Origin of the sequence: Enterobacter sp. HMSC16D10, from assembly GCF_001807145.1 — a bacterium.
Taxonomy (GTDB): Bacteria; Pseudomonadota; Gammaproteobacteria; order Enterobacterales; family Enterobacteriaceae; genus Enterobacter; species Enterobacter roggenkampii.
Genome location: NZ_KV787840.1, coordinates 88026 through 108123, shown reverse-complemented (window position 1 = coordinate 108123; position 20098 = coordinate 88026). Strand labels below are relative to the sequence as shown.

The 20098-nt window shown below is 56.6% G+C and carries 15 protein-coding genes; 9 read left to right on the top strand and 6 right to left on the bottom strand.

The features are described from left to right. Window positions 1-167 precede the first annotated feature (167 nt). The 4 genes from metA (at window position 168) to aceK (ending at window position 6093) form a co-directional block, all read left to right on the top strand. Complete coding sequence (gene metA / locus HMPREF3143_RS05490; protein ID WP_008503405.1) at window positions 168-1097, top strand: homoserine O-acetyltransferase MetA; 930 nt, start codon at window positions 168-170, stop codon at window positions 1095-1097. Between the two features lie 270 nt (window positions 1098-1367). After that, window positions 1368-2969, top strand: a complete 1602-nt coding sequence (gene aceB / locus HMPREF3143_RS05485; RefSeq protein WP_070532054.1) for a malate synthase A — start codon at window positions 1368-1370, stop codon at window positions 2967-2969. A gap of 31 nt (window positions 2970-3000) precedes the next feature. Next, the gene (gene aceA, locus HMPREF3143_RS05480) at window positions 3001-4305 is read left to right on the top strand and encodes an isocitrate lyase (protein WP_008503407.1); all 1305 of its coding nucleotides are present in this window, start codon (window positions 3001-3003) and stop codon (window positions 4303-4305) included. 51 nt (window positions 4306-4356) lie between these two features. Then, the gene (gene aceK / locus HMPREF3143_RS05475; protein ID WP_070532052.1) at window positions 4357-6093 is read left to right on the top strand and encodes a bifunctional isocitrate dehydrogenase kinase/phosphatase; all 1737 of its coding nucleotides are present in this window, start codon (window positions 4357-4359) and stop codon (window positions 6091-6093) included. A gap of 37 nt (window positions 6094-6130) precedes the next feature. Here the strand turns inward: aceK and iclR are convergent, their stop codons facing one another. Then, window positions 6131-6961: a glyoxylate bypass operon transcriptional repressor IclR gene (gene iclR, locus HMPREF3143_RS05470; RefSeq protein ID WP_023293555.1), complete on the bottom strand. Its 831-nt coding sequence runs from the start codon at window positions 6959-6961 to the stop codon at window positions 6131-6133. A 193-nt stretch (window positions 6962-7154) separates the two neighbouring features. Here iclR and metH point away from each other — a divergent pair, with 193 nt between their 5' ends. Next, the gene (gene metH, locus HMPREF3143_RS05465) at window positions 7155-10838 is read left to right on the top strand and encodes a methionine synthase (RefSeq protein WP_070532049.1); all 3684 of its coding nucleotides are present in this window, start codon (window positions 7155-7157) and stop codon (window positions 10836-10838) included. A gap of 217 nt (window positions 10839-11055) precedes the next feature. After that, a complete protein-coding gene (locus HMPREF3143_RS05460; protein WP_008503411.1) occupies window positions 11056-12687 on the top strand; it encodes a Na/Pi cotransporter family protein in 1632 nt (543 codons plus the stop codon). On the opposite strand, the gene HMPREF3143_RS05455 is transcribed toward HMPREF3143_RS05460, so the two are convergent. Both HMPREF3143_RS05455 and HMPREF3143_RS05450 read right to left on the bottom strand, forming a co-directional pair. Further along, window positions 12684-12971 (bottom strand): addiction module antidote protein, encoded by a 288-nt coding sequence (locus HMPREF3143_RS05455; RefSeq protein WP_021242718.1) that lies wholly within the window; start codon window positions 12969-12971, stop codon window positions 12684-12686. The genes HMPREF3143_RS05460 and HMPREF3143_RS05455 overlap by 4 nt on opposite strands. Before the next feature lie 6 nt (window positions 12972-12977). After that, complete coding sequence (locus HMPREF3143_RS05450; protein ID WP_023293553.1) at window positions 12978-13280, bottom strand: type II toxin-antitoxin system RelE/ParE family toxin; 303 nt, start codon at window positions 13278-13280, stop codon at window positions 12978-12980. A 197-nt stretch (window positions 13281-13477) separates the two neighbouring features. Here HMPREF3143_RS05450 and rluF point away from each other — a divergent pair, with 197 nt between their 5' ends. Next, a complete protein-coding gene (gene rluF, locus HMPREF3143_RS05445) occupies window positions 13478-14350 on the top strand; it encodes a 23S rRNA pseudouridine(2604) synthase RluF (RefSeq protein WP_045352872.1) in 873 nt (290 codons plus the stop codon). Here the strand turns inward: rluF and HMPREF3143_RS05440 are convergent, their stop codons facing one another. The 3 genes from HMPREF3143_RS05440 to rtcR all read right to left on the bottom strand — a co-directional run bounded on the left by HMPREF3143_RS05440 (window position 14351) and on the right by rtcR (window position 17298). Further along, entirely contained in the window at window positions 14351-14623 is a 273-nt protein-coding gene (locus tag HMPREF3143_RS05440) for a YjbD family protein (protein ID WP_014830263.1), read from the bottom strand. Window positions 14624-14673: 50 nt separating this feature from the next. Next, window positions 14674-15618, bottom strand: a complete 945-nt coding sequence (gene panS, locus HMPREF3143_RS05435; protein WP_023293551.1) for a ketopantoate/pantoate/pantothenate transporter PanS — start codon at window positions 15616-15618, stop codon at window positions 14674-14676. 105 nt (window positions 15619-15723) lie between these two features. Then, window positions 15724-17298 (bottom strand): RNA repair transcriptional activator RtcR, encoded by a 1575-nt coding sequence (rtcR, locus tag HMPREF3143_RS05430; RefSeq protein WP_070532047.1) that lies wholly within the window; start codon window positions 17296-17298, stop codon window positions 15724-15726. A gap of 441 nt (window positions 17299-17739) precedes the next feature. Between rtcR and HMPREF3143_RS05425 the strand changes: the two genes are divergently transcribed. Then, complete coding sequence (locus HMPREF3143_RS05425; protein WP_070532044.1) at window positions 17740-18867, top strand: slipin family protein; 1128 nt, start codon at window positions 17740-17742, stop codon at window positions 18865-18867. A gap of 4 nt (window positions 18868-18871) precedes the next feature. Next, window positions 18872-20098: an RtcB family protein gene (locus HMPREF3143_RS05420; RefSeq protein WP_070532042.1), complete on the top strand. Its 1227-nt coding sequence runs from the start codon at window positions 18872-18874 to the stop codon at window positions 20096-20098.

Below are 20098 nucleotides of genomic sequence, written 5' to 3'. Positions count from 1 at the left end.
CCCCGTACCGAAAGGTGCGGGGTTTTTTGCTTTTGTTTTTCTTCCTCTCCCTCTCCCTGAAACTTTCTCACCTTCGCCTTGCAGACTCGACATTCCGATCATTTCTGGGTATCGTTAGCTGTCTGGATGTCTAAACGTTTATACGTATGCTGTGAGGATATAAAGCTATGCCGATTCGGGTGCAGGACGAGCTACCAGCCGTCAATTTCTTGCGTGAAGAAAATGTCTTTGTGATGACGACTTCACGTGCGACAGGTCAGGAAATTCGCCCGCTGAAGGTGCTTATTCTCAATCTGATGCCGAAGAAGATCGAAACAGAAAATCAGTTCCTGCGTCTGCTGTCGAACTCCCCGCTGCAGGTTGATATTCAGCTGCTGCGGATCGATGCCCGTGAGTCTCGCAACACGCCTTCTGAGCACCTGAACAACTTCTACTGCAACTTTGATGACATTCAGGGTGAAAATTTTGATGGATTGATTGTGACCGGCGCCCCGCTCGGCCTGGTGGAATTTAACGATGTCGCTTACTGGCCGCAGATCAAACAGGTGCTGGAATGGGCAAAAGATCACGTCACGTCCACGCTGTTTGTCTGTTGGGCGGTACAAGCCGCACTGAATATTTTGTATGGCATCCCCAAGCAAACCCGCACTGAAAAGCTCTCCGGCGTATACGAACACCATATTCTCCATCCCCATGCGTTGCTGACGCGCGGGTTTGATGATTCTTTCCTGGCCCCGCATTCTCGCTACGCTGACTTCCCGGCCCAGCTGATTCGTGATTACACCGATCTGGAGATCCTGGCCGAAACGGAAGATGGGGACGCTTACCTGTTTGCCAGTAAAGATAAGCGCATTGCATTCGTAACCGGGCATCCTGAGTACGATCCGCACACCCTGGCGTCAGAGTATTTCCGTGATGTCGAAGCGGGTCTGAACCCGGATGTCCCGTACAACTATTTCCCGAAAGACGATCCGCAAAACAAACCGAGAGCGACCTGGCGCAGCCACGGGAATTTGCTTTTTACTAACTGGCTCAACTATTACGTCTACCAGATAACACCATACGATCTGCGTCACATGAACCCGACGCTGGAGTAATCGTCTGCACTAAACGATCCTAAAGCGTTTCAGCTATTCAAATCAGGCACCTTCGGGTGCCTTTTTTATTTCCGAAATGCCACTCACCGTTCGATCCAACTTTAATCTCAATGAAATCAATCAATTAATCATAATTAATAATTAAAATGGAAATTGTTTTTGATTTTAGAAAAAATAGAGATAGTCTTAATTCTGCTGAGCGAAAACTACCCAACGATCTTTCGTTCGCGTCGGGAGCGTGATTTTGGATCTTTGATGAGGAGCAGAGTAATGACTCAACAGGCAACGACGGTCGATGAACTGGCCTTTACCCAGCCGTATGGCGAGCAAGAACAGCAAGTATTAACGGCAGAAGCGGTAGAATTTCTGACTGAACTGGTGACCCGCTTTACGCCGCAGCGCAATAAGCTGCTGGCGGCACGTATTCATCAGCAGCAGGAAATTGATAACGGCAAGTTGCCTGGTTTTATTTCGGAAACTGCTTCCATTCGTCGTAGCGAGTGGAAAATCCGCGGCATCCCTGAAGATTTACAGGATCGTCGCGTTGAGATCACCGGTCCGGTAGAACGCAAAATGGTGATCAACGCCATGAACGCGAACGTTAGAGTCTTTATGGCCGATTTTGAAGACTCGCTGGCACCGGACTGGCGTAAGGTCATCGACGGGCAGATCAACCTGCGCGACGCCGTAAACGGCACCATCAGCTATACCAATGAAGCCGGCAAAATATACCAGCTCAAACCGAACCCGGCGGTGCTGATCTGTCGCGTGCGCGGCCTGCACCTGCCCGAAAAACATGTCACCTGGCGTGGAGAAGCCATTCCAGGAAGCCTGTTTGATTTTGCACTCTATTTCTTCCACAACTACAAAGCCCTGCTGGCGAAAGGCAGCGGCCCGTATTTCTATCTGCCTAAAACGCAGGCCTGGCAGGAAGCAGCCTGGTGGAGCGAGGTCTTCAGCTATGCGGAAGATCGTTTCAACCTGCCGCGCGGCACCATCAAAGCCACCCTGCTGATTGAAACGCTGCCCGCCGTATTCCAGATGCATGAAATCCTGCATGCGCTGCGCGACCACATTGTCGGTCTGAACTGTGGACGCTGGGACTATATTTTCAGCTATATCAAAACCCTGAAAAATTATCCCGATCGCGTGCTCCCCGATCGTCAGGTTGTCACCATGGACAAACCGTTCCTGAGCGCCTATTCGCGTCTGCTGATCAAAACCTGCCACAAGCGCGGTGCCTTTGCGATGGGCGGCATGGCAGCCTTTATCCCGAGCAAAGACGCAGAGCGCAACAATCAGGTGCTCAACAAGGTGAAAGCCGACAAAGAGCTTGAAGCACGTAACGGCCACGACGGGACGTGGATCGCCCATCCGGGTTTGGCCGATACGGCGATGGAGGTCTTTAACCGCGTGCTCGGCGACAACAAAAACCAGCTGTTTGTCACCCGTGAAGACGATGCACCAATCGCAGAAGAACAGCTGCTGGCGCCGTGCGCGGGTGAACGTACGGAAGAGGGCATGCGTGCCAACATTCGCGTCGCGGTGCAGTACATCGAAGCGTGGATCTCCGGCAACGGCTGCGTGCCGATCTACGGCCTGATGGAAGATGCTGCGACGGCGGAGATCTCACGTACCTCTATTTGGCAGTGGATCCACCATCAAAAAACGCTTAGCAACGGCAAACCGGTGACCAAGACCCTGTTCCGCCAGATGCTGGCCGAAGAGATGCGGGTGATCCAGGACGAGCTGGGCGAACACCGCTTCAGTAGCGGGCGTTTTGACGACGCTGCGCGCCTGATGGAGCAAATCACCACATCAGATGACTTAATCGACTTCCTGACCCTGCCGGGCTACCGCTTCCTGGCGTAACTCACCACATAACAATATGGAGCATCTGCACATGAAAACCCGTACCCAACAAATCGAAGAATTAAAGAAAGAGTGGACACAACCTCGCTGGGAAGGCATCCGCCGCCCGTACAGCGCGGAAGACGTGGTGAAATTACGCGGCTCGGTCAATCCGGAATGTACGCTGGCGCAAAATGGCGCGGCGAAAATGTGGAAGCTGCTGCACGGTGGCTCTAAAAAGGGCTACATCAACAGCCTCGGTGCGCTGACCGGCGGTCAGGCACTGCAGCAGGCGAAGGCCGGTATTGAGGCGATTTACCTCTCCGGCTGGCAGGTCGCGGCGGACGCCAACCTGGCCTCCAGCATGTACCCGGATCAGTCGCTCTATCCGGCTAACTCCGTGCCGTCGGTTGTGGATCGGATCAACAACACCTTCCGCCGTGCGGATCAGATCCAGTGGGCGGCGGGCATCGAACCCAACGATCCGCGCTTTATTGACTACTTCCTGCCGATCGTCGCGGATGCGGAAGCGGGCTTCGGCGGCGTGCTGAACGCCTTTGAGCTGATGAAATCGATGATTGAGGCCGGTGCAGCGGCCGTTCACTTCGAAGATCAGCTGGCGTCAGTGAAGAAGTGCGGACATATGGGCGGTAAGGTGCTGGTTCCTACACAGGAAGCGGTGCAGAAGCTGGTTGCCGCGCGTCTGGCTGCTGACGTACTCGGCGTGCCAACGCTGGTCATTGCCCGTACCGATGCGGACGCGGCTGACCTGATCACCTCTGACTGCGATCCGTACGACAGCGAGTTCATCACCGGCGAGCGCACCAGCGAAGGGTTCTATCGTACCCATGCGGGTATTGAGCAGGCGATCAGCCGCGGTCTGGCGTACGCGCCGTACGCGGACCTGGTCTGGTGTGAAACCTCCACGCCGGATCTGGCGCTGGCAAAACGCTTTGCCGACGCCATTCATGCGAAGTACCCGGGCAAACTGCTGGCCTACAACTGCTCGCCGTCCTTTAACTGGCAGAAAAAGCTGGATGACAAAACCATCGCCAGCTTCCAGCAGCAGCTGTCCGACATGGGCTACAAATACCAGTTCATTACGCTGGCAGGCATCCACAGCATGTGGTTCAACATGTTCGACCTGGCGCACGCCTATGCGCAGGGTGAGGGCATGAAGCACTACGTTGAGAAGGTGCAGCAGCCGGAATTTGCGGCAGGCAAAGACGGTTACACCTTCGTGTCTCACCAGCAGGAGGTGGGCACCGGCTACTTTGATAATGTGACCACGATTATTCAGGGCGGCACCTCCTCCGTCACCGCCTTAACGGGTTCAACGGAAGAAGCACAGTTCTAATCTTTTCCCCCTCTCCCCCCTGGGGAGAGGGTTGGTGGTGAGGGGGAATATATGTCGCGTGGCCTGGAATTACTGATTGCCCAAACTATTTTGCAGGGCTTCGATGCCCAGTATGGTCGTTTTCTGGAAGTAACCTCCGGCGCCCAGCAGCGCTTCGAACACGCAGACTGGCATGCGGTTCAGCAGGCCATGAAGCAGCGTATCCATCTTTATGACCACCACGTGGGTCTGGTGGTGGAGCAGCTGCGCTGTATTACCGACGGTAAAAGTCCGGACGCGGAATTTTTACTGCGCGTAAAAGAGCATTACACCCATCTGTTACCCGACTACCCGCGCTTCGAGATTGCGGAGAGCTTTTTCAACTCCGTCTATTGCCGGTTATTTGACCACCGCTCATTATCTCCTGAGCGGTTATTTATCTTCAGCTCCCAGCCTGAACGGCGCTTTCGTACCATTCCGCGTCCGCTGGCGAAAGATTTCTTCCCCGATCGCGGATGGGAAAAGCTCCTGCACCGCGTGCTGACAGATCTGCCGCTGCGCCTGCCCTGGGAGAATAAAGCCCGGGATATCGGGTATATCCACGCCCATCTCAAAGAAGCATTCGGCGCGGAGGTGCTCAGCCACAGCCATTTGCAGGTGGCCAACGAGCTTTTCTACCGCAATAAAGCCGCCTGGCTGGTGGGCAAACTGGTTACGCCGACGGCCATTGTGCCGTTTCTGCTGCCCATTCACCGCACCGACGGCGGGGAACTGTTTGTCGATACCTGCCTGACCACCAGCGCCGAGGCCAGCATCGTGTTTGGCTTCGCCCGCTCCTATTTTATGGTCTATGCACCGTTACCTGCCGCGCTGGTGGAATGGCTGCGCGAGATCCTGCCGGGCAAAACCACCGCCGAGCTGTATATGGCTATTGGCTGCCAGAAGCACGCTAAAACGGAAAGCTACCGGGAATACCTGCGCTATGTCACCACGGCCGATGAGCAGTTTATCGAAGCGCCCGGCATTCGCGGCATGGTGATGCTGGTTTTTACGCTGCCGGGCTTCGACCGGGTCTTTAAGGTGATTAAGGACAGATTCGCGCCGCAGAAAGAGATGACCGCCGCGCACGTCCGCGCCTGCTACCAGCTGGTTAAGGAGCACGACCGCGTTGGGCGCATGGCGGATACCCAGGAGTTCGAAAATTTTGTGCTGGATAAGCAGCAGATCGATCCGGCGCTCATGGCGCTTTTACTGCAGGAAGCACCCGCCAAAATCACCGATCTTGGCGATAAAATCGCGATCAGCCATCTCTACATTGAACGTCGCATGGTGCCGCTGAATATCTGGCTGGAGCAGTCCGACGGTCAGGCTTTAAGAGATGCGATTGAAGAGTACGGCAACGCGATTCGCCAGCTTGCCGCCGCCAATATCTTCCCGGGCGATATGCTGTTCAAAAACTTCGGCGTCACCCGTCACGGACGGGTAGTGTTCTACGATTACGACGAAATTTGCTACATGACCGAGGTGAACTTCCGCGACATCCCACCGCCCCGCTACCCGGAAGATGAGCTTTCCAGCGAGCCGTGGTACAGCGTTTCGCCGGGCGATGTGTTTCCCGAAGAGTTTCGACACTGGCTCTGCGCCGATCCGCGCATCGGGCCGCTATTCGAAGAGATGCATGCCGATCTGTTTCGCGCCAGCTACTGGCGGGGACTGCAAACGCGGATCAAAAACGGGCACGTGGAAGATGTGTACGCTTACCGCCGTAAGCAGCGGTTTTGCATCCGGTTTTCAGAGGGCATCTTGTAGGCCGGGTAAGGCGAAGCCGCCACCCGGCAATGCATGCTTAACGAATCCCACCGTACGCCAGCGTGACCTCTTTCGCCGCCTTAATCACCAGCGCACCCAACTCAGTGACCCGATCGTCGGTCATACGCGAAATCGGCCCGGAGATAGAGATGGCGGCAAACGGCTCGCGGTGCTCGTCAAAAATGCAGGCTGCGATACAGCGCAGGCCGAGGGCGTGCTCCTCGTCGTCAAACGAATAGCCGCGCTTGCGGGTCAGGGCCAGGTCTTCTTTCAGATGCACCGGCGAAACCAGCGTGGCGTGGGTATAGGCATGCAGTCCTTTACGGTGCAGCAGCCCCGTCACCTGCTCCTCGGTCAGCTGCGAGAGGAACGCTTTACCCGCCCCTGAGGCATGCATCGGCAGCTTGCCGCCAATCGGCGCGGACATGCGCATCAGCTGCGTGCATTGCACCTGGTCGATGATAATCGCCTGATGGTCGCTCTGGTCGAGCACGGCCAGATTCACGGTCTCGCCCGACTCTTCCATCAATTTGCGCAGAATCGGGTGCACAATCGCCAGCAGGTTACGGCTCTGCAGGAAGCTGCTGCCCACGATAAACGCATGCGCGCCCACCGCCCAGTGCCCCAGCTCGCCTACCTGGCGGACAAAGCCCAGCTGCTGCATGGTGGTCAGCAGGCGGTGCGTCGTGGAGTTCGGCAGGCCAGCCTGCTGGGCCAGCTCCGTCAGGGCCACGCTGCTGTGCGACTCGGCTATCCACTCCAGCAGCTTCAGACCGCGCGTGAGCGATTGAACCTGTCCACCCTGTTGTGCGGCAGCGGTGGTGGCAGCAGGTTTTCTGCCGCGTTTAGCGGGAACGGTCGCGACCATGACGATCTCCTTTTTCTGTATCGTGGAAATCATTTTCGTTTTATTTGGTGAATTTGCAACCGTTATCCTGACTGATCGGAGGAGTGATAGTGAACATGTCTCATGTTACCGCTGAGCGACTTTTCCACCCTGCGAGATTGTGCCAGTATGGAACGCAGCCTTTTGGCCTTGTTGAGCGTTGTCGGGAGCAAGTGTGAGCAGCAAAGTAGAGCAACTGCGTGCGCAGTTAAATGAACGAATTCTGGTGCTGGACGGCGGCATGGGCACCATGATCCAGGGCTATCGTCTGAGTGAAGGCGATTTCCGCGGCGAACGCTTCGCCGACTGGCCCTGCGACCTGAAAGGGAACAACGACCTGCTGGTGCTCAGCAAGCCGTCCGTGATCAAGGATATCCACAACGCCTACTTCGAAGCGGGTGCGGATATCGTTGAAACCAACACTTTTAACTCGACAACCATCGCCATGGCGGATTACCAGATGGAATCCCTGTCGGCGGAGATCAACTTTGAAGCCGCAAAGCTTGCGCGCGCCTGCGCCGACGAGTGGACGGCCCGCACGCCGGACAAGCCGCGCTACGTTGCCGGGGTGCTTGGCCCAACCAACCGCACTGCGTCGATTTCACCGGACGTCAACGACCCGGCGTTTCGTAATATCACCTTTGACCAGCTGGTTGTTGCCTACCGTGAATCGACCAGAGCGCTGGTGGAAGGCGGTTCCGATCTGATCCTGATTGAAACGGTATTCGACACTCTCAACGCCAAGGCCGCGATTTACGCGGTGAAAGAGGAGTTCGAGGCGCTGGGCGTTGACCTGCCGATCATGATTTCCGGCACCATCACCGATGCCTCCGGCCGTACCCTGTCCGGCCAGACCACCGAAGCGTTTTATAACTCCCTGCGCCACGCCGACGCGCTCTCCTTCGGCCTGAACTGCGCGCTGGGCCCGGACGAGCTGCGCCAGTACGTGCAGGAGCTGTCGCGCATTGCGGAATGCTACGTTACCGCGCACCCGAACGCCGGTCTGCCGAACGCCTTCGGTGAATACGATCTGGATGCCGACACCATGGCGGCACAAATCCGCGAGTGGGCCGAGTCTGGATTTCTGAACATCGTCGGCGGCTGCTGCGGCACCACGCCGGAGCACATCGCCGCCATGAGCAATGCCGTGGCCGGACTGCCGCCGCGCAAGCTGCCCGAGCTGCCGGTTGCCTGTCGCCTCTCCGGCCTTGAGCCGTTAACCATCGGCGAAGACAGCCTGTTTGTGAACGTGGGTGAGCGTACAAACGTCACCGGCTCCGCGAAGTTCAAGCGTCTGATCAAAGAAGAGAAGTACAGCGAAGCGCTGGACGTTGCCCGCCAGCAGGTGGAAAGCGGCGCGCAGATTATCGATATTAACATGGATGAGGGTATGCTCGACGCCGAAGCGGCGATGGTGCGTTTCCTCAACCTGATTGCCGGTGAGCCGGACATCGCTCGCGTGCCGATCATGATCGACTCCTCCAAATGGGAGGTGATCGAGAAGGGGCTGAAGTGCATTCAGGGTAAAGGCATCGTCAACTCTATCTCGATGAAAGAGGGCGTGGATGTTTTCATCCACCACGCGAAGCAGGTCCGCCGCTACGGTGCTGCGGTGGTGGTGATGGCTTTTGATGAAGTGGGCCAGGCCGACACCCGCGCGCGTAAAATTGAGATTTGCCGCCGCGCGTACAAAATACTGACCGAAGAGGTAGGCTTCCCGCCGGAAGACATCATCTTTGACCCGAACATCTTCGCCGTGGCGACCGGCATCGAAGAGCACAACAACTACGCCCAGGACTTTATCGGCGCGTGCGAGGACATCAAGCGCGAGCTGCCGCATGCCCTCATCTCCGGCGGCGTGTCGAACGTCTCGTTCTCGTTCCGCGGCAACGACCCGGTGCGTGAAGCGATTCACGCCGTGTTCCTCTACTACGCTATCCGCAACGGGATGGACATGGGGATCGTTAACGCCGGCCAGCTGGCGATTTACGACGACCTGCCCGCCGAGCTGCGCGACGCGGTGGAAGACGTGATCCTCAACCGCCGCGACGACGCCACGGAGCGGCTGCTTGACCTGGCAGAAAAATACCGCGGCAGCAAGTCGGATGACGCAGCCAACGTTCAGCAGGCCGAGTGGCGCGCCTGGGACGTGAAAAAACGTCTGGAATATTCGCTGGTAAAAGGCATCACCGAGTTTATCGAGCAGGACACCGAAGAGGCGCGCCAGCAGTCAGCCCGCCCGATTGAAGTGATCGAAGGGCCGCTGATGGACGGCATGAACGTGGTGGGCGATCTGTTCGGCGAGGGCAAAATGTTCCTGCCGCAGGTGGTGAAATCCGCGCGCGTGATGAAGCAGGCCGTGGCGTACCTGGAGCCGTTTATCGAAGCCAGCAAAGAGAAAGGCTCCAGCAACGGCAAAATGGTCATCGCCACCGTGAAGGGCGACGTGCACGACATCGGCAAGAACATCGTCGGCGTGGTGCTGCAGTGCAATAACTACGAGATTATCGACCTTGGCGTGATGGTCCCGGCGGATAAAATCCTCAAGACCGCGCGCGAAGTGAATGCCGACCTGATTGGCCTCTCCGGGCTGATCACCCCGTCGCTGGACGAGATGGTTAACGTGGCGAAGGAGATGGAGCGTCAGGGCTTCACCATTCCGCTGCTGATTGGCGGCGCGACCACCTCCAAGGCGCACACGGCGGTGAAAATCGAGCAGAACTACAGCGGGCCGACGGTCTACGTGCAGAACGCCTCGCGCACGGTGGGCGTGGTCTCCGCGCTGCTCTCTGACACCCAGCGCGACGAGTTTGTTGAGCGCACCCGCAAAGAGTACGAAACCGTTCGCATCCAGCACGGGCGCAAGAAACCGCGCACCCCGCCAGTTTCACTCCAGGCGGCGCGCGATAACGATCTGGCGTTTGACTGGTCGAGCTATACGCCGCCGGTCGCGCATCGCCTGGGCGTTCAGGAGGTCAGTGCCAGCATCGAAACGCTGCGTAACTACATCGACTGGACGCCGTTCTTTATGACCTGGTCGCTCGCGGGCAAATATCCGCGCATCCTGGAAGATGAGGTGGTGGGCGAGGAGGCGAAACGCCTGTTTAACGATGCCAACGACATGCTCGACAGGCTAAACGCGGAGAAAACCCTCAACCCACGCGGCGTGGTGGGGCTGTTCCCGGCCAACCGCGTGGGCGACGACATCGAAATTTACCGCGATGAAACCCGCACTCACGTGCTGGCGGTCAGCCGCCATCTGCGCCAGCAAACCGAGAAAGTGGGCTTTGCCAACTACTGCCTGGCCGATTTTGTCGCGCCGAAGCTGAGCGGTAAAGCCGACTATATTGGCGCCTTTGCGGTAACCGGCGGTCTGGAAGAAGATGCGCTGGCGGACGCGTTCGAAGCGCAGCACGATGATTACAATAAAATCATGGTGAAAGCGATCGCCGACCGCCTGGCGGAAGCCTTCGCCGAGTACCTGCACGAGCGCGTGCGTAAGGTGCACTGGGGCTACGCGGCGAACGAAAACCTCAGCAACGAGGAGCTGATCCGCGAAAACTACCAGGGGATTCGTCCGGCGCCGGGCTACCCGGCCTGTCCGGAACACACCGAAAAGGGCACGATCTGGCAACTGCTGGACGTCGAAGCCCATACCGGGATGAAGCTCACCGAGTCGTACGCCATGTGGCCGGGCGCATCCGTCTCCGGCTGGTACTTCAGCCACCCGGACAGCAAGTACTTCGCCGTGGCGCAGCTTCAGCGCGATCAGATTGAAGATTACGCCCTGCGCAAAGGCATGAGCGTGTCAGAAGTAGAGCGCTGGCTGGCACCGAACTTAGGCTACGACGCAGACTAACGTCACTTTTCCTTACAACAAACAGGGCACCTCAAGGGTGCCTTGTCTCTTTCTTACGCTTAACCCCTTATACTGAAATCAGGTTCTATCCCTGGCACCCGGTGGCGGTGCGCTTACCGGGCCTGTGCGTAGGTCGGATAAGGCGTCGCCGTCATCCGACATGGCAACGCGCAGGGAACCTCAGGAAAACCGATAAAGATAAGGAGGAAAACCATCCGTGCTGACCCTGTTACATCTGCTCTCTGCAGTCGCACTGCTCGTATGGGGCACCCATATCGTCCGTACCGGCGTGATGCGCGTATTTGGTGCCCGTTTACGTACCGTTCTCAGCAGCAGCGTTGAGAAGAAGCCGCTCGCCTTCTGCGCAGGCATTGGCGTAACGGCACTCGTTCAGAGCAGCAACGCCACAACCCTGCTTGTCACCTCTTTTGTGGCGCAGGATCTGGTGGCGCTGGCCCCGGCGCTGGTGATTGTGCTGGGGGCTGATGTGGGTACCGCGCTGATGGCGCGTATCCTGACCTTCGATCTCTCCTGGCTGTCGCCGCTGCTGATTTTTGTCGGCGTTATCTTCTTCCTCGGCCGCAAACAGACGCGGGCTGGGCAGCTTGGTCGCGTGGGGATTGGCCTGGGGCTGATTCTGCTGGCGCTGGAGCTGATTGTGCAGGCGGTCACCCCGATTACCGAGGCCAACGGCGTGCAGGTCATCTTCGCCTCCCTGACCGGGGACATCATGCTGGACGCGCTGATTGGCGCGGTGTTTGCCATCGTCAGCTACTCCAGCCTGGCCGCCGTGCTGCTGACGGCCACGCTCACCGCCGCCGGGGCGATCTCCTTCCCGGTCGCGCTGTGCCTGGTGATCGGTGCCAACCTCGGCTCTGGCCTGCTGGCGATGCTCAATAACAGCGCCGCCAACGCCGCCGCCCGCCGCGTGGCGCTCGGTAGCCTGCTGTTTAAGCTGGTGGGCAGCCTGATTATTCTGCCCTTTATCCATCCGCTGGCGAACCTGATGGATAACCTCCCGCTGCCGAAGGCGGAGCTGGTGATCTACTTCCACGTGTTCTACAACCTGGTGCGCTGCCTGGCGATGGTCCCTTTTGCCGGGTCGATGGCCCGCTTCTGCGAGCGACTCATTCAGGACGAACCGGAGCTGGACGCCCGCCTGAAGCCAAAGCATCTGGATACCTCCGCGCTGGACACCCCGGCGCTGGCGCTGGCGAATGCCGCGCGCGAGACGCTGCGCATGGGCGACGCCATGGAAACCATGCTCGAAGGGCTGCAAAAGGTGATGCACGGCGAGCCGCGAGAGGAGAAAGAGCTGCGCAGACTGGCGGACGATATCAACGTGCTCTATACCGCCATTAAGCTTTACCTGGCCCGCATGCCGCAGGACGAGCTGGCGGAGGAGGAGTCCCGCCGCTGGGCGGAAATCATTGAGATGTCGCTCAACCTTGAGCAGGCCTCCGATATCGTTGAGCGCATGGGCAGCGAGATAGCCGATAAGTCGCTGGCCGCACGCCGGGCGTTCTCCGTTGAAGGCTTAAAAGAGCTTGAAGCGCTGCACGAACAGCTGGTCAGCAACCTCAAGCTGGCGATGCTGGTCTTCTTCTCCAGCGACGTACCGAGCGCTCGCCGCCTGCGCCGCAACAAGCATCGCTTCCGCATTCTTAACCGCCGCTACTCGCACGCCCACGTTGAGCGCCTGCATCAGCAGAACGTGCAGAGTATCGAGACCAGCTCACTCCACCTGGGGCTGCTGGGCGATATGAAGCGCCTCAATTCGTTGTTCTGTGCGGTGGCGTACAGCGTGATGGAACAGCCGGATGAAGATGACCAGCGGGATGAGTATTAATCCCCGGCGTGTTTGAGTGTTAGCCCAAAACCCAATGCTTTCATGACCGCGAGCGTGGTTTTGAGCGTTGGGTTTCCTTTATCACTGAATGACCGATAAAGCTGCTCACGTGATAAACCGGTTTGCTGTGAAATGTTCGACATGCCTTTGGCTCGCGCGACAACACCAAGGGCTTTAGCGATATATGTCGAGTCGCCTGTTTCTAGTGCATCAGCGATAAACACGGCGATTTCCTCGTCATCCACCAACGCGTTGGCGGGATCGTAAGGTGTTAATTTATGCATGCTCATTCACTCCTGCCATTGGGATACATTGCTCAGCATTTTTGCCATCAGTATGTCTCTGGCCTGGCTGCTTTTGTCACCACCACATAACAGCACGATGATGTAATTGCCCTGGTCTTTAAAATAGATCCTGTAGCCCGGACCAAAGTGGATCCTTAGCTCACTTATACCTTCTCCCACGGGTTTAACGTCGCCCGCTAAGCCATTTGCCAACCGAAAGAGGCGGGAAGCGATAATGGTCTTCGCTCGTCGATCTTTTAAGTTTTGCTCCCAGCGTCGGAAGGATTCTGTCTGAACAATCTCCTTCATATTACTCCTTGTGATTTATAAACTACAAACACTTCTCCATGGAGAGTAAAACTAAAAGGCTTGAACACATGGGTAAATGACAGGATGCAAAATCCTGAAAGCGTCTCGCAAACTAAAAAACCCGTCTCAGTTACCGTCGGCTAATCTTTTTTTCCAGTCCATACCTAAGGTATATTTCGCCCTTCACAGGAGAAACTATGCTGCCAACTCAATCAACCCGATTAAACAAATACATTAGCGAGAGCGGGATCTGCTCACGTCGCGAGGCGGACCGTTACATTGAACAAGGTAATGTGTTCCTCAACGGCAAGCGCGCCACGATTGGTGACCAGGTGATGCCTGGCGACGTGGTTAAAGTGAATGGTCAGCTCATCGAACCGCGTGATGCCGAAGACCTGGTGTTTATCGCGTTGAACAAACCGGTTGGGATTGTCAGCACCACGGAAGACGGTGAGCGGGACAACATCGTTGATTTCGTGAACCACAGCAGCCGTATCTTCCCGATTGGCCGTCTGGATAAAGACTCTCAGGGGCTGATTTTCCTCACCAACCACGGCGATCTGGTCAACAAGATCCTGCGTGCCGGTAACGATCACGAAAAAGAGTACATTGTGACGGTGAATAAGCCGGTCACGGACGACTTTATTCGCGGCATGGGCGCCGGTGTGCCGATCCTCGGTACCGTCACGAAAAAGTGTAAGGTGAAGAAAGAAGCGCCGTTCGCGTTCCGCATTACCCTGGTGCAGGGCTTAAACCGCCAGATCCGCCGCATGTGCGAGTACTTCGGTTATGAAGTGACGAAGCTGGAGCGCACGCGCATCATGAACGTCAGCCTGTCCGGCATTCCGCTGGGCGAATGGCGCGACTTGACGGATGACGAACTGATCGAGCTGTTCAGGCTTATCGAGAACTCCTCGTCCGAAGCGAAGCCGAAGGCCAAAGCCAAACCGAAAACCCAGGCGATTAAACGTCCGGTCGTGAAGGCGCCGCAGGCGGAAGAGAAAGGACGCGGCAAACCGGGTAACGGGAAGCGATTTACCCAGCCTGGCCGTAAAAAGAAAGGGCGCTAGCTAGCGCCTTCCACGAGTAGAGGTATTGGCCGACCAGGAAAAGGTCGTTTCAGTATCCGGCTTATAAGCCTGCTGCTTTTTCAGCTTGCGGGCTTTTTTCGCCTCGGCGTCACGCTGCGCCATCAGTTTATCGATGTACTCTTTTTTAACCTGATTGGTTTCGGCGTTCGTCAGCGTGCGGCCATGCGCGATGCGGGCGCGGTCGAGAAGCGTTTTCAGTTCGCGCTGCTCGGCTTCCGTCATGTCTTTCTGGGTCAAACGTGGTGTCGCCATTGCTGAAGCCTCATGAGAGAGAGGCTTCAGTGTAAAGCAAGCTGAGTCAATTAACCCTGTTTCACCGCATCTTTTTTCGTTTGTTCCTCAATCGGTTTGCCGGACCAGTAGCCCGCCAGCAGCGAGCCGGAGAGGTTGTGCCAGACAGAGAACAGCGCACCCGGCAGGGCTGCCAGCGGCGAGAAGTAGATTTTGCCGAGCGCCGCCGCCAGGCCGGAGTTCTGCATCCCTACCTCGATTGCCAGCGTGCGGCAGGTCGATTCGTCGAAGCCAAACAGTTTCCCGCCCCAGTAGCCGCCCAGCAGGCCAATGGTGTTATGCAGCACCACCGCAACGATCACCACAAAGCCCACGGAAGCTATGTGCGAGGCGGAACCCGCCACCACGGCGCTGATGATCGCCAGAATACAGACCATCGAAAACGCGGGCAGGTACGGCTCAACGGCCTTCACCACGCGCGGGAACAGGTGGTGAATGACCAGCCCCAGCGCAATCGGGATTACTACAATCTGCAGAATGCTCAGCAGCATCCCCATCACGTCCACCTGAATATGCGCATCCACGTACAGGCGGGTTAACAGCGGCGTGGCAATCACGCCAACCAGCGTGGAGACGGACGAGATAGTGACGGAGAGCGCCACGTCGCCTTTCGCCAGATAGATCATGACGTTGGATGCCGTGCCGCTGGCGACGCTGCCCACCAGCACCATCCCGGCGGAGAGGTCGGGCGGCATCTTAAAGACCATCGCCAGCAGCCACGCTGCAAGCGGCATCACCAGGTAGTGGAGGAATATTCCTGCCGCGACGGGCGCAGGGCGAGACAGCACGCGCTTAAAATCGTCTACTTTCAGATGCACACCCATACCGAACATGATCAGCATCAGCAGCGTGGCGACCCACGGACCAATACCGGTGAACGTGGTGGGCGTGTAATACGCGAGTACGGAGAGCAGCAGCGCCCATAACGGGAACAGCCGCGTAATAGCGGATAACATAATGATTTCCTTGCGATGAATGTTGCGTGTATTTGTTATAAAAAGCCGGGATCGAGCCCGGCTATAGTTATTGTTTATCGCGTAAGGAAGTAATATTCAAATGAATTATGACCGGATGCTTTCCCAGCTCAGACTAAAGCGAGCCAGATATTTGCGCAGTCGGTCGGCGTCGTTAGGATTGGCTTTTTTGAGCCGTGAAACGGCAAACAGCTCACGTCCGGCTTCAGACAACGATGCGCTGCGGCGACAAACCTCCAGCACCGTTTCCAGTTGCCGCTGGTCAAAGAGATCAATTTCCATGTCAGTTGCAGGCTGTGGCACGTCAGTTTGCCAGTCGGTCTGAAGCCGGGAAATCTCCTCCAGCACCAGATCCTGAGTAATACGCCCTCGTTCCGCCAGCGTCGCCATGCGTGCGACGCTGGCGCTCAGTTCGCGAAAGTTGCCCCGCCACAGCGCTCTGCTGGAACAGGCAAAGGCCAGATAGCCTTCGCGTGCCTCTTTATCGAAGCGGATTTGCGTCTGGCTTTCGCGAGAGAAACGTTGAAGTTCGTAGTCGACATTCGGCGTAATGTCCTCTTTCCGTTGGGCAAGGCCGGGTAAGGCAAAGCTCCACATATTAATACGGGCATAGAGATCTTCACGAAAACGTCCTTCTGCCACCCACAGGCGCATATCACGGTGGGTACCGGCGATAAGTTGAAAATCGCTGTGAACTTCTTTATCGGAGCCAAACGGGAAAAAAGTTTTCTCTTCAATGGCTTTGAGCAGCATCGCCTGTTCATCCAGGCCTAGTTCGGCAATCTCGTCGAGGAAAAGGACGCCGCCATCGGCTTCGCGCAGCAGGCCGCTGCGCGCCGACAGTGCGCCGGTAAAGGCTCCTTTCACATGGCCGAACAGCGTGGACATGGCGTTATCACCGCGCAGGGTCGCGCAGTTGACGGAAACCAGTTTGCCGGAAACCTGATGGCGTGACTGCTTAAGCTGATAAATGCGGTTCGCGAGGAACGACTTGCCCGCGCCGGTGGGGCCGGTCAGCAGGATCGGGGCTGTAGAACGTAGCGCCACGCGTTCAATCTTGTCGATCAGACTGTTAAAGGTGGCGTTTCGCGTCTCAATGCCCGCTTTCAGAAATGAGATTGACTGCTGCTGCTCGCGCTGAAAACGGTTGGTAAGGGTCGTGTAGCGGCTTAAATCCAGGTCGATAATTGAGTAAGTTCCGGCTGCAGTCTCCTCAGCAGAGGCTTCTTTTCTGGCAGGGCCAGTCTGCAAAAGGCTGGCGGGAAGATAGCGGGCTTCCGTCAGCAGGAACCAACAGATCTGCGCCACATGCGTGCCGGTGGTGATGTGGACGAAATACTCTTCGCGATCGGTATCAAAAGTGTACTGGGTGGCGAAATCGAGAAACGCGGCATAAACCTCTTCGAAATCCCACGGGTCTTCAATGATTACCGTGCTGGGACGCACCTCGGTGTGGGGGGAAACCAGCACAATATCTTCCGCCAGTTGCTGAGCCATGCCGAGATCTCGCGGTTGATGTAGCAGCTCCAGCCTGTCGACCGGGAAATCCGGCTGTTGGCACAGCCCGACGGTCGGTCGCCATTTGCGAAAGCGATTAGCCCGCTTTCCCCGTTTATCCATCACGGTGCCAAGCACCCCGATCACCACCTTCCGCTTCTTCATGTTTATCCAGAAAGATAATTGTCGATATAGCAGGATAAGAAATGTTGAGCCGAACGGCAATGCATGAAAAACGTGATAAATAAAAAGCATTAATTATCAATAAAATAAAAAAATAAAACGGCGATTTTTATTTTTGGCACGCTTCTGGCAATACAGATAACGTCACGACGTTGAGCACACTGGGGGTTAAGGCCCCGTCGGCGCACCAGGAACGGCAAGGCTGTTTTCCGGGGGCGTTCCGTCAACCAATGACAGACAGAAGGGTTCGATTCCCGATTCATTCTCCCAATGAAAACTGGTTGTAAACATCAAAGTAAAAACGGGGATTGCGCAGTCAGCAATCCCAATGAAGGTCGCCGGTAATGGCGCCGGATCGCAGGCGAAAAGGCATTCCCCTGTGATTTCGTGCCTGCACCCGCGCCTGACTTTAAGGAATATAAAATGGCTAAAAAAATCACGATAAAAAAAGGTCAGTTAGGACTGGTAGCAAAAGCTGGCGATTATTACCGGGTACTGGAGGCGGGTGAACACCGTCTGGGTTGGTTCAATACTGACGACGTGCTGGTGGTGAGCCAGGATGGCAGCGAGGTGCCGGATGCGCTGGCGGATTATCTGCGCCGCTTTCAGCCTGACTGGGTGGTACGTTACTGCCTGGCGGTCGACCTTACTGCGGATGAAATCGGGGTGTTATCGAACAACGGCGTATTGCAGGAAATTGTGCCGCCTTCGACTCGTCGTCTGTACTGGCAGCAGGATGCGGCGTTGACCCTGCGAAGAATTGATACCCGCGACGTGCGGATGCCGGTGGACGTGATGAATGCTGCTCTGCAGCCGCGTCGCAATGGCGCGGTAAAAGGGCGTGACGCGATGCTGGTCGTACAGGTACCTGCCTGGCACGTCGGGGTGGTGAAAATCGACGGAGAAATTCAGGCACTGTTACCGCCGGGACTGACGGCTTACTGGAAAATTAACCATCTGGTTGAGGCAGAGGTCGTGGATACGCGCCTTCAGGTGGTGGAAGTGAGCGGGCAGGAGATCCTGACGAAGGACAAAGTTAACCTGCGCCTGAACCTGGCGGCTAACTGGCGCTACAGCGACGTGCTGCAGGCCTGCGGACAGCTTACGAAACCGCTGGAACATTTGTACCGCGAACTCCAGTTCGCACTGCGTGAGGCGGTCGGCACCCGCACGCTCGATGAGTTACTGGAAGATAAGCAGATCATTGACGAGGTGGTCAGCAAACAGGTGCAAGGCCGCCTGTCATCCTTTGGAATGGAAATTGCGTCGCTTGGGGTAAAAGATATTGTTTTACCTGGTGATATGAAAACGATTTTATCCCGTCTGGTAGAGGCCGAAAAATCGGCCCAGGCGAATGTTATACGCCGACGTGAAGAAACGGCGGCGACACGATCGCTGTTAAACACCGCAAAGGTGATGGAGAACAACCCGGTGGCGCTGCGTTTAAAAGAGCTGGAAACCCTGGAAAGGGTCGCGGAGCGTATCGACAAAATTTCAGTATTTGGTGGCCTGGACCAGGTATTACACGGCCTTGTTAACCTGAAAGGATAACGCAATGCAACAGAATGATTTTGAATTACTGACGGCGTCAAACGGCGCCCCGATCAAAATGTGGACTCACGGCGTTCCCGTAGAGCCAGAGGCACAGGCGCAGTTACTGAATACTGCAAAGATGCCGTTTATTTTCAAACACCTTGCGGTGATGCCCGACGTTCATCTCGGTAAAGGCTCAACCATCGGCAGCGTGATCCCGACCAAAGGGGCAATTATTCCTGCGGCGGTTGGCGTGGATATTGGCTGCGGGATGATTGCCGTTCGCACGTCGCTGGTGGCGGGTGATTTGCCGGATAATCTCAGCGGTTTACGTAGCGCCATTGAACAGGCAGTACCGCATGGGAGAACCAATACGCGTTCTCGACGGGATAAAGGCGCGTGGGAAACGCCACCGAAAGAAGTGGACGATCGCTGGTGGGTGCTGGCCCCACGTTTTAAACAACTCACGGATAAATACCCGCAGTTGCTGAAAACCAACAACTACCAGCATCTGGGCACGCTGGGTACCGGAAACCACTTTATTGAAATTTGCCTCGATGAGCAGCAGCGCGTCTGGGTGATGTTGCACAGCGGCTCGCGCGGCGTAGGAAACGCCATCGGTAATGTGTTTATCGCCCTGGCACAGCAGGATATGCAGCATCACCTGGGACATCTGCCGGATAAAAATCTGGCCTATTTTCAGGAGGGGAGTCGTCACTATGAGGACTACATCGAGGCGGTGGAGTGGGCGCAGGATTATGCCCGCCACAATCGGGAAGTGATGATGTCGCGCGTGCTGGCGGCGCTCTCTCGCGAAGTGACAAAGCCCTTTATTACGCAGCAGGAGGCGGTTAACTGCCATCATAACTATGTGCAGAAAGAGCATCACTTTGGGGAAGAGGTACTGATCACGCGCAAAGGTGCGGTGTCGGCGCAGAAAGGGCAGATGGGGATTATTCCGGGCTCAATGGGCGCAAAGAGCTTCATCGTGCGTGGCCTCGGCAACGAGCAAAGCTTCTGTTCCTGCAGCCACGGCGCCGGGCGAGTAATGAGCCGAACGGCGGCAAAAAAACGCTATACCCTTAGCGACCATATTCAGGCGACCTCTCACGTAGAGTGTCGCAAAGACAATGAGGTGATCGATGAAACGCCGATGGCCTATAAAGACATTGATGCCGTGATGGCCGCGCAATCGTCGCTGGTGGAGATCGTTCACATCCTGCGTCAGGTAGTGTGTGTAAAAGGATAA

Coding starts and splice junctions, on each gene's coding strand:
- HMPREF3143_RS05420 (WP_070532042.1), top strand. CDS start 18,872: ATGCAACAGAATGATTTTGAATTACTGACGGCGTCAAACGGCGCCCCG.
- HMPREF3143_RS05425 (WP_070532044.1), top strand. CDS start 17,740: ATGGCTAAAAAAATCACGATAAAAAAAGGTCAGTTAGGACTGGTAGCA.
- panS (WP_023293551.1), bottom strand. CDS start 15,618: ATGTTATCCGCTATTACGCGGCTGTTCCCGTTATGGGCGCTGCTGCTC.
- aceB (WP_070532054.1), top strand. CDS start 1,368: ATGACTCAACAGGCAACGACGGTCGATGAACTGGCCTTTACCCAGCCG.
- HMPREF3143_RS05440 (WP_014830263.1), bottom strand. CDS start 14,623: ATGGCGACACCACGTTTGACCCAGAAAGACATGACGGAAGCCGAGCAG.
- iclR (WP_023293555.1), bottom strand. CDS start 6,961: ATGGTCGCGACCGTTCCCGCTAAACGCGGCAGAAAACCTGCTGCCACC.
- rtcR (WP_070532047.1), bottom strand. CDS start 17,298: ATGAAGAAGCGGAAGGTGGTGATCGGGGTGCTTGGCACCGTGATGGAT.
- aceA (WP_008503407.1), top strand. CDS start 3,001: ATGAAAACCCGTACCCAACAAATCGAAGAATTAAAGAAAGAGTGGACA.
- rluF (WP_045352872.1), top strand. CDS start 13,478: ATGCTGCCAACTCAATCAACCCGATTAAACAAATACATTAGCGAGAGC.
- aceK (WP_070532052.1), top strand. CDS start 4,357: ATGTCGCGTGGCCTGGAATTACTGATTGCCCAAACTATTTTGCAGGGC.
- HMPREF3143_RS05450 (WP_023293553.1), bottom strand. CDS start 13,280: ATGAAGGAGATTGTTCAGACAGAATCCTTCCGACGCTGGGAGCAAAAC.
- metA (WP_008503405.1), top strand. CDS start 168: ATGCCGATTCGGGTGCAGGACGAGCTACCAGCCGTCAATTTCTTGCGT.
- HMPREF3143_RS05455 (WP_021242718.1), bottom strand. CDS start 12,971: ATGCATAAATTAACACCTTACGATCCCGCCAACGCGTTGGTGGATGAC.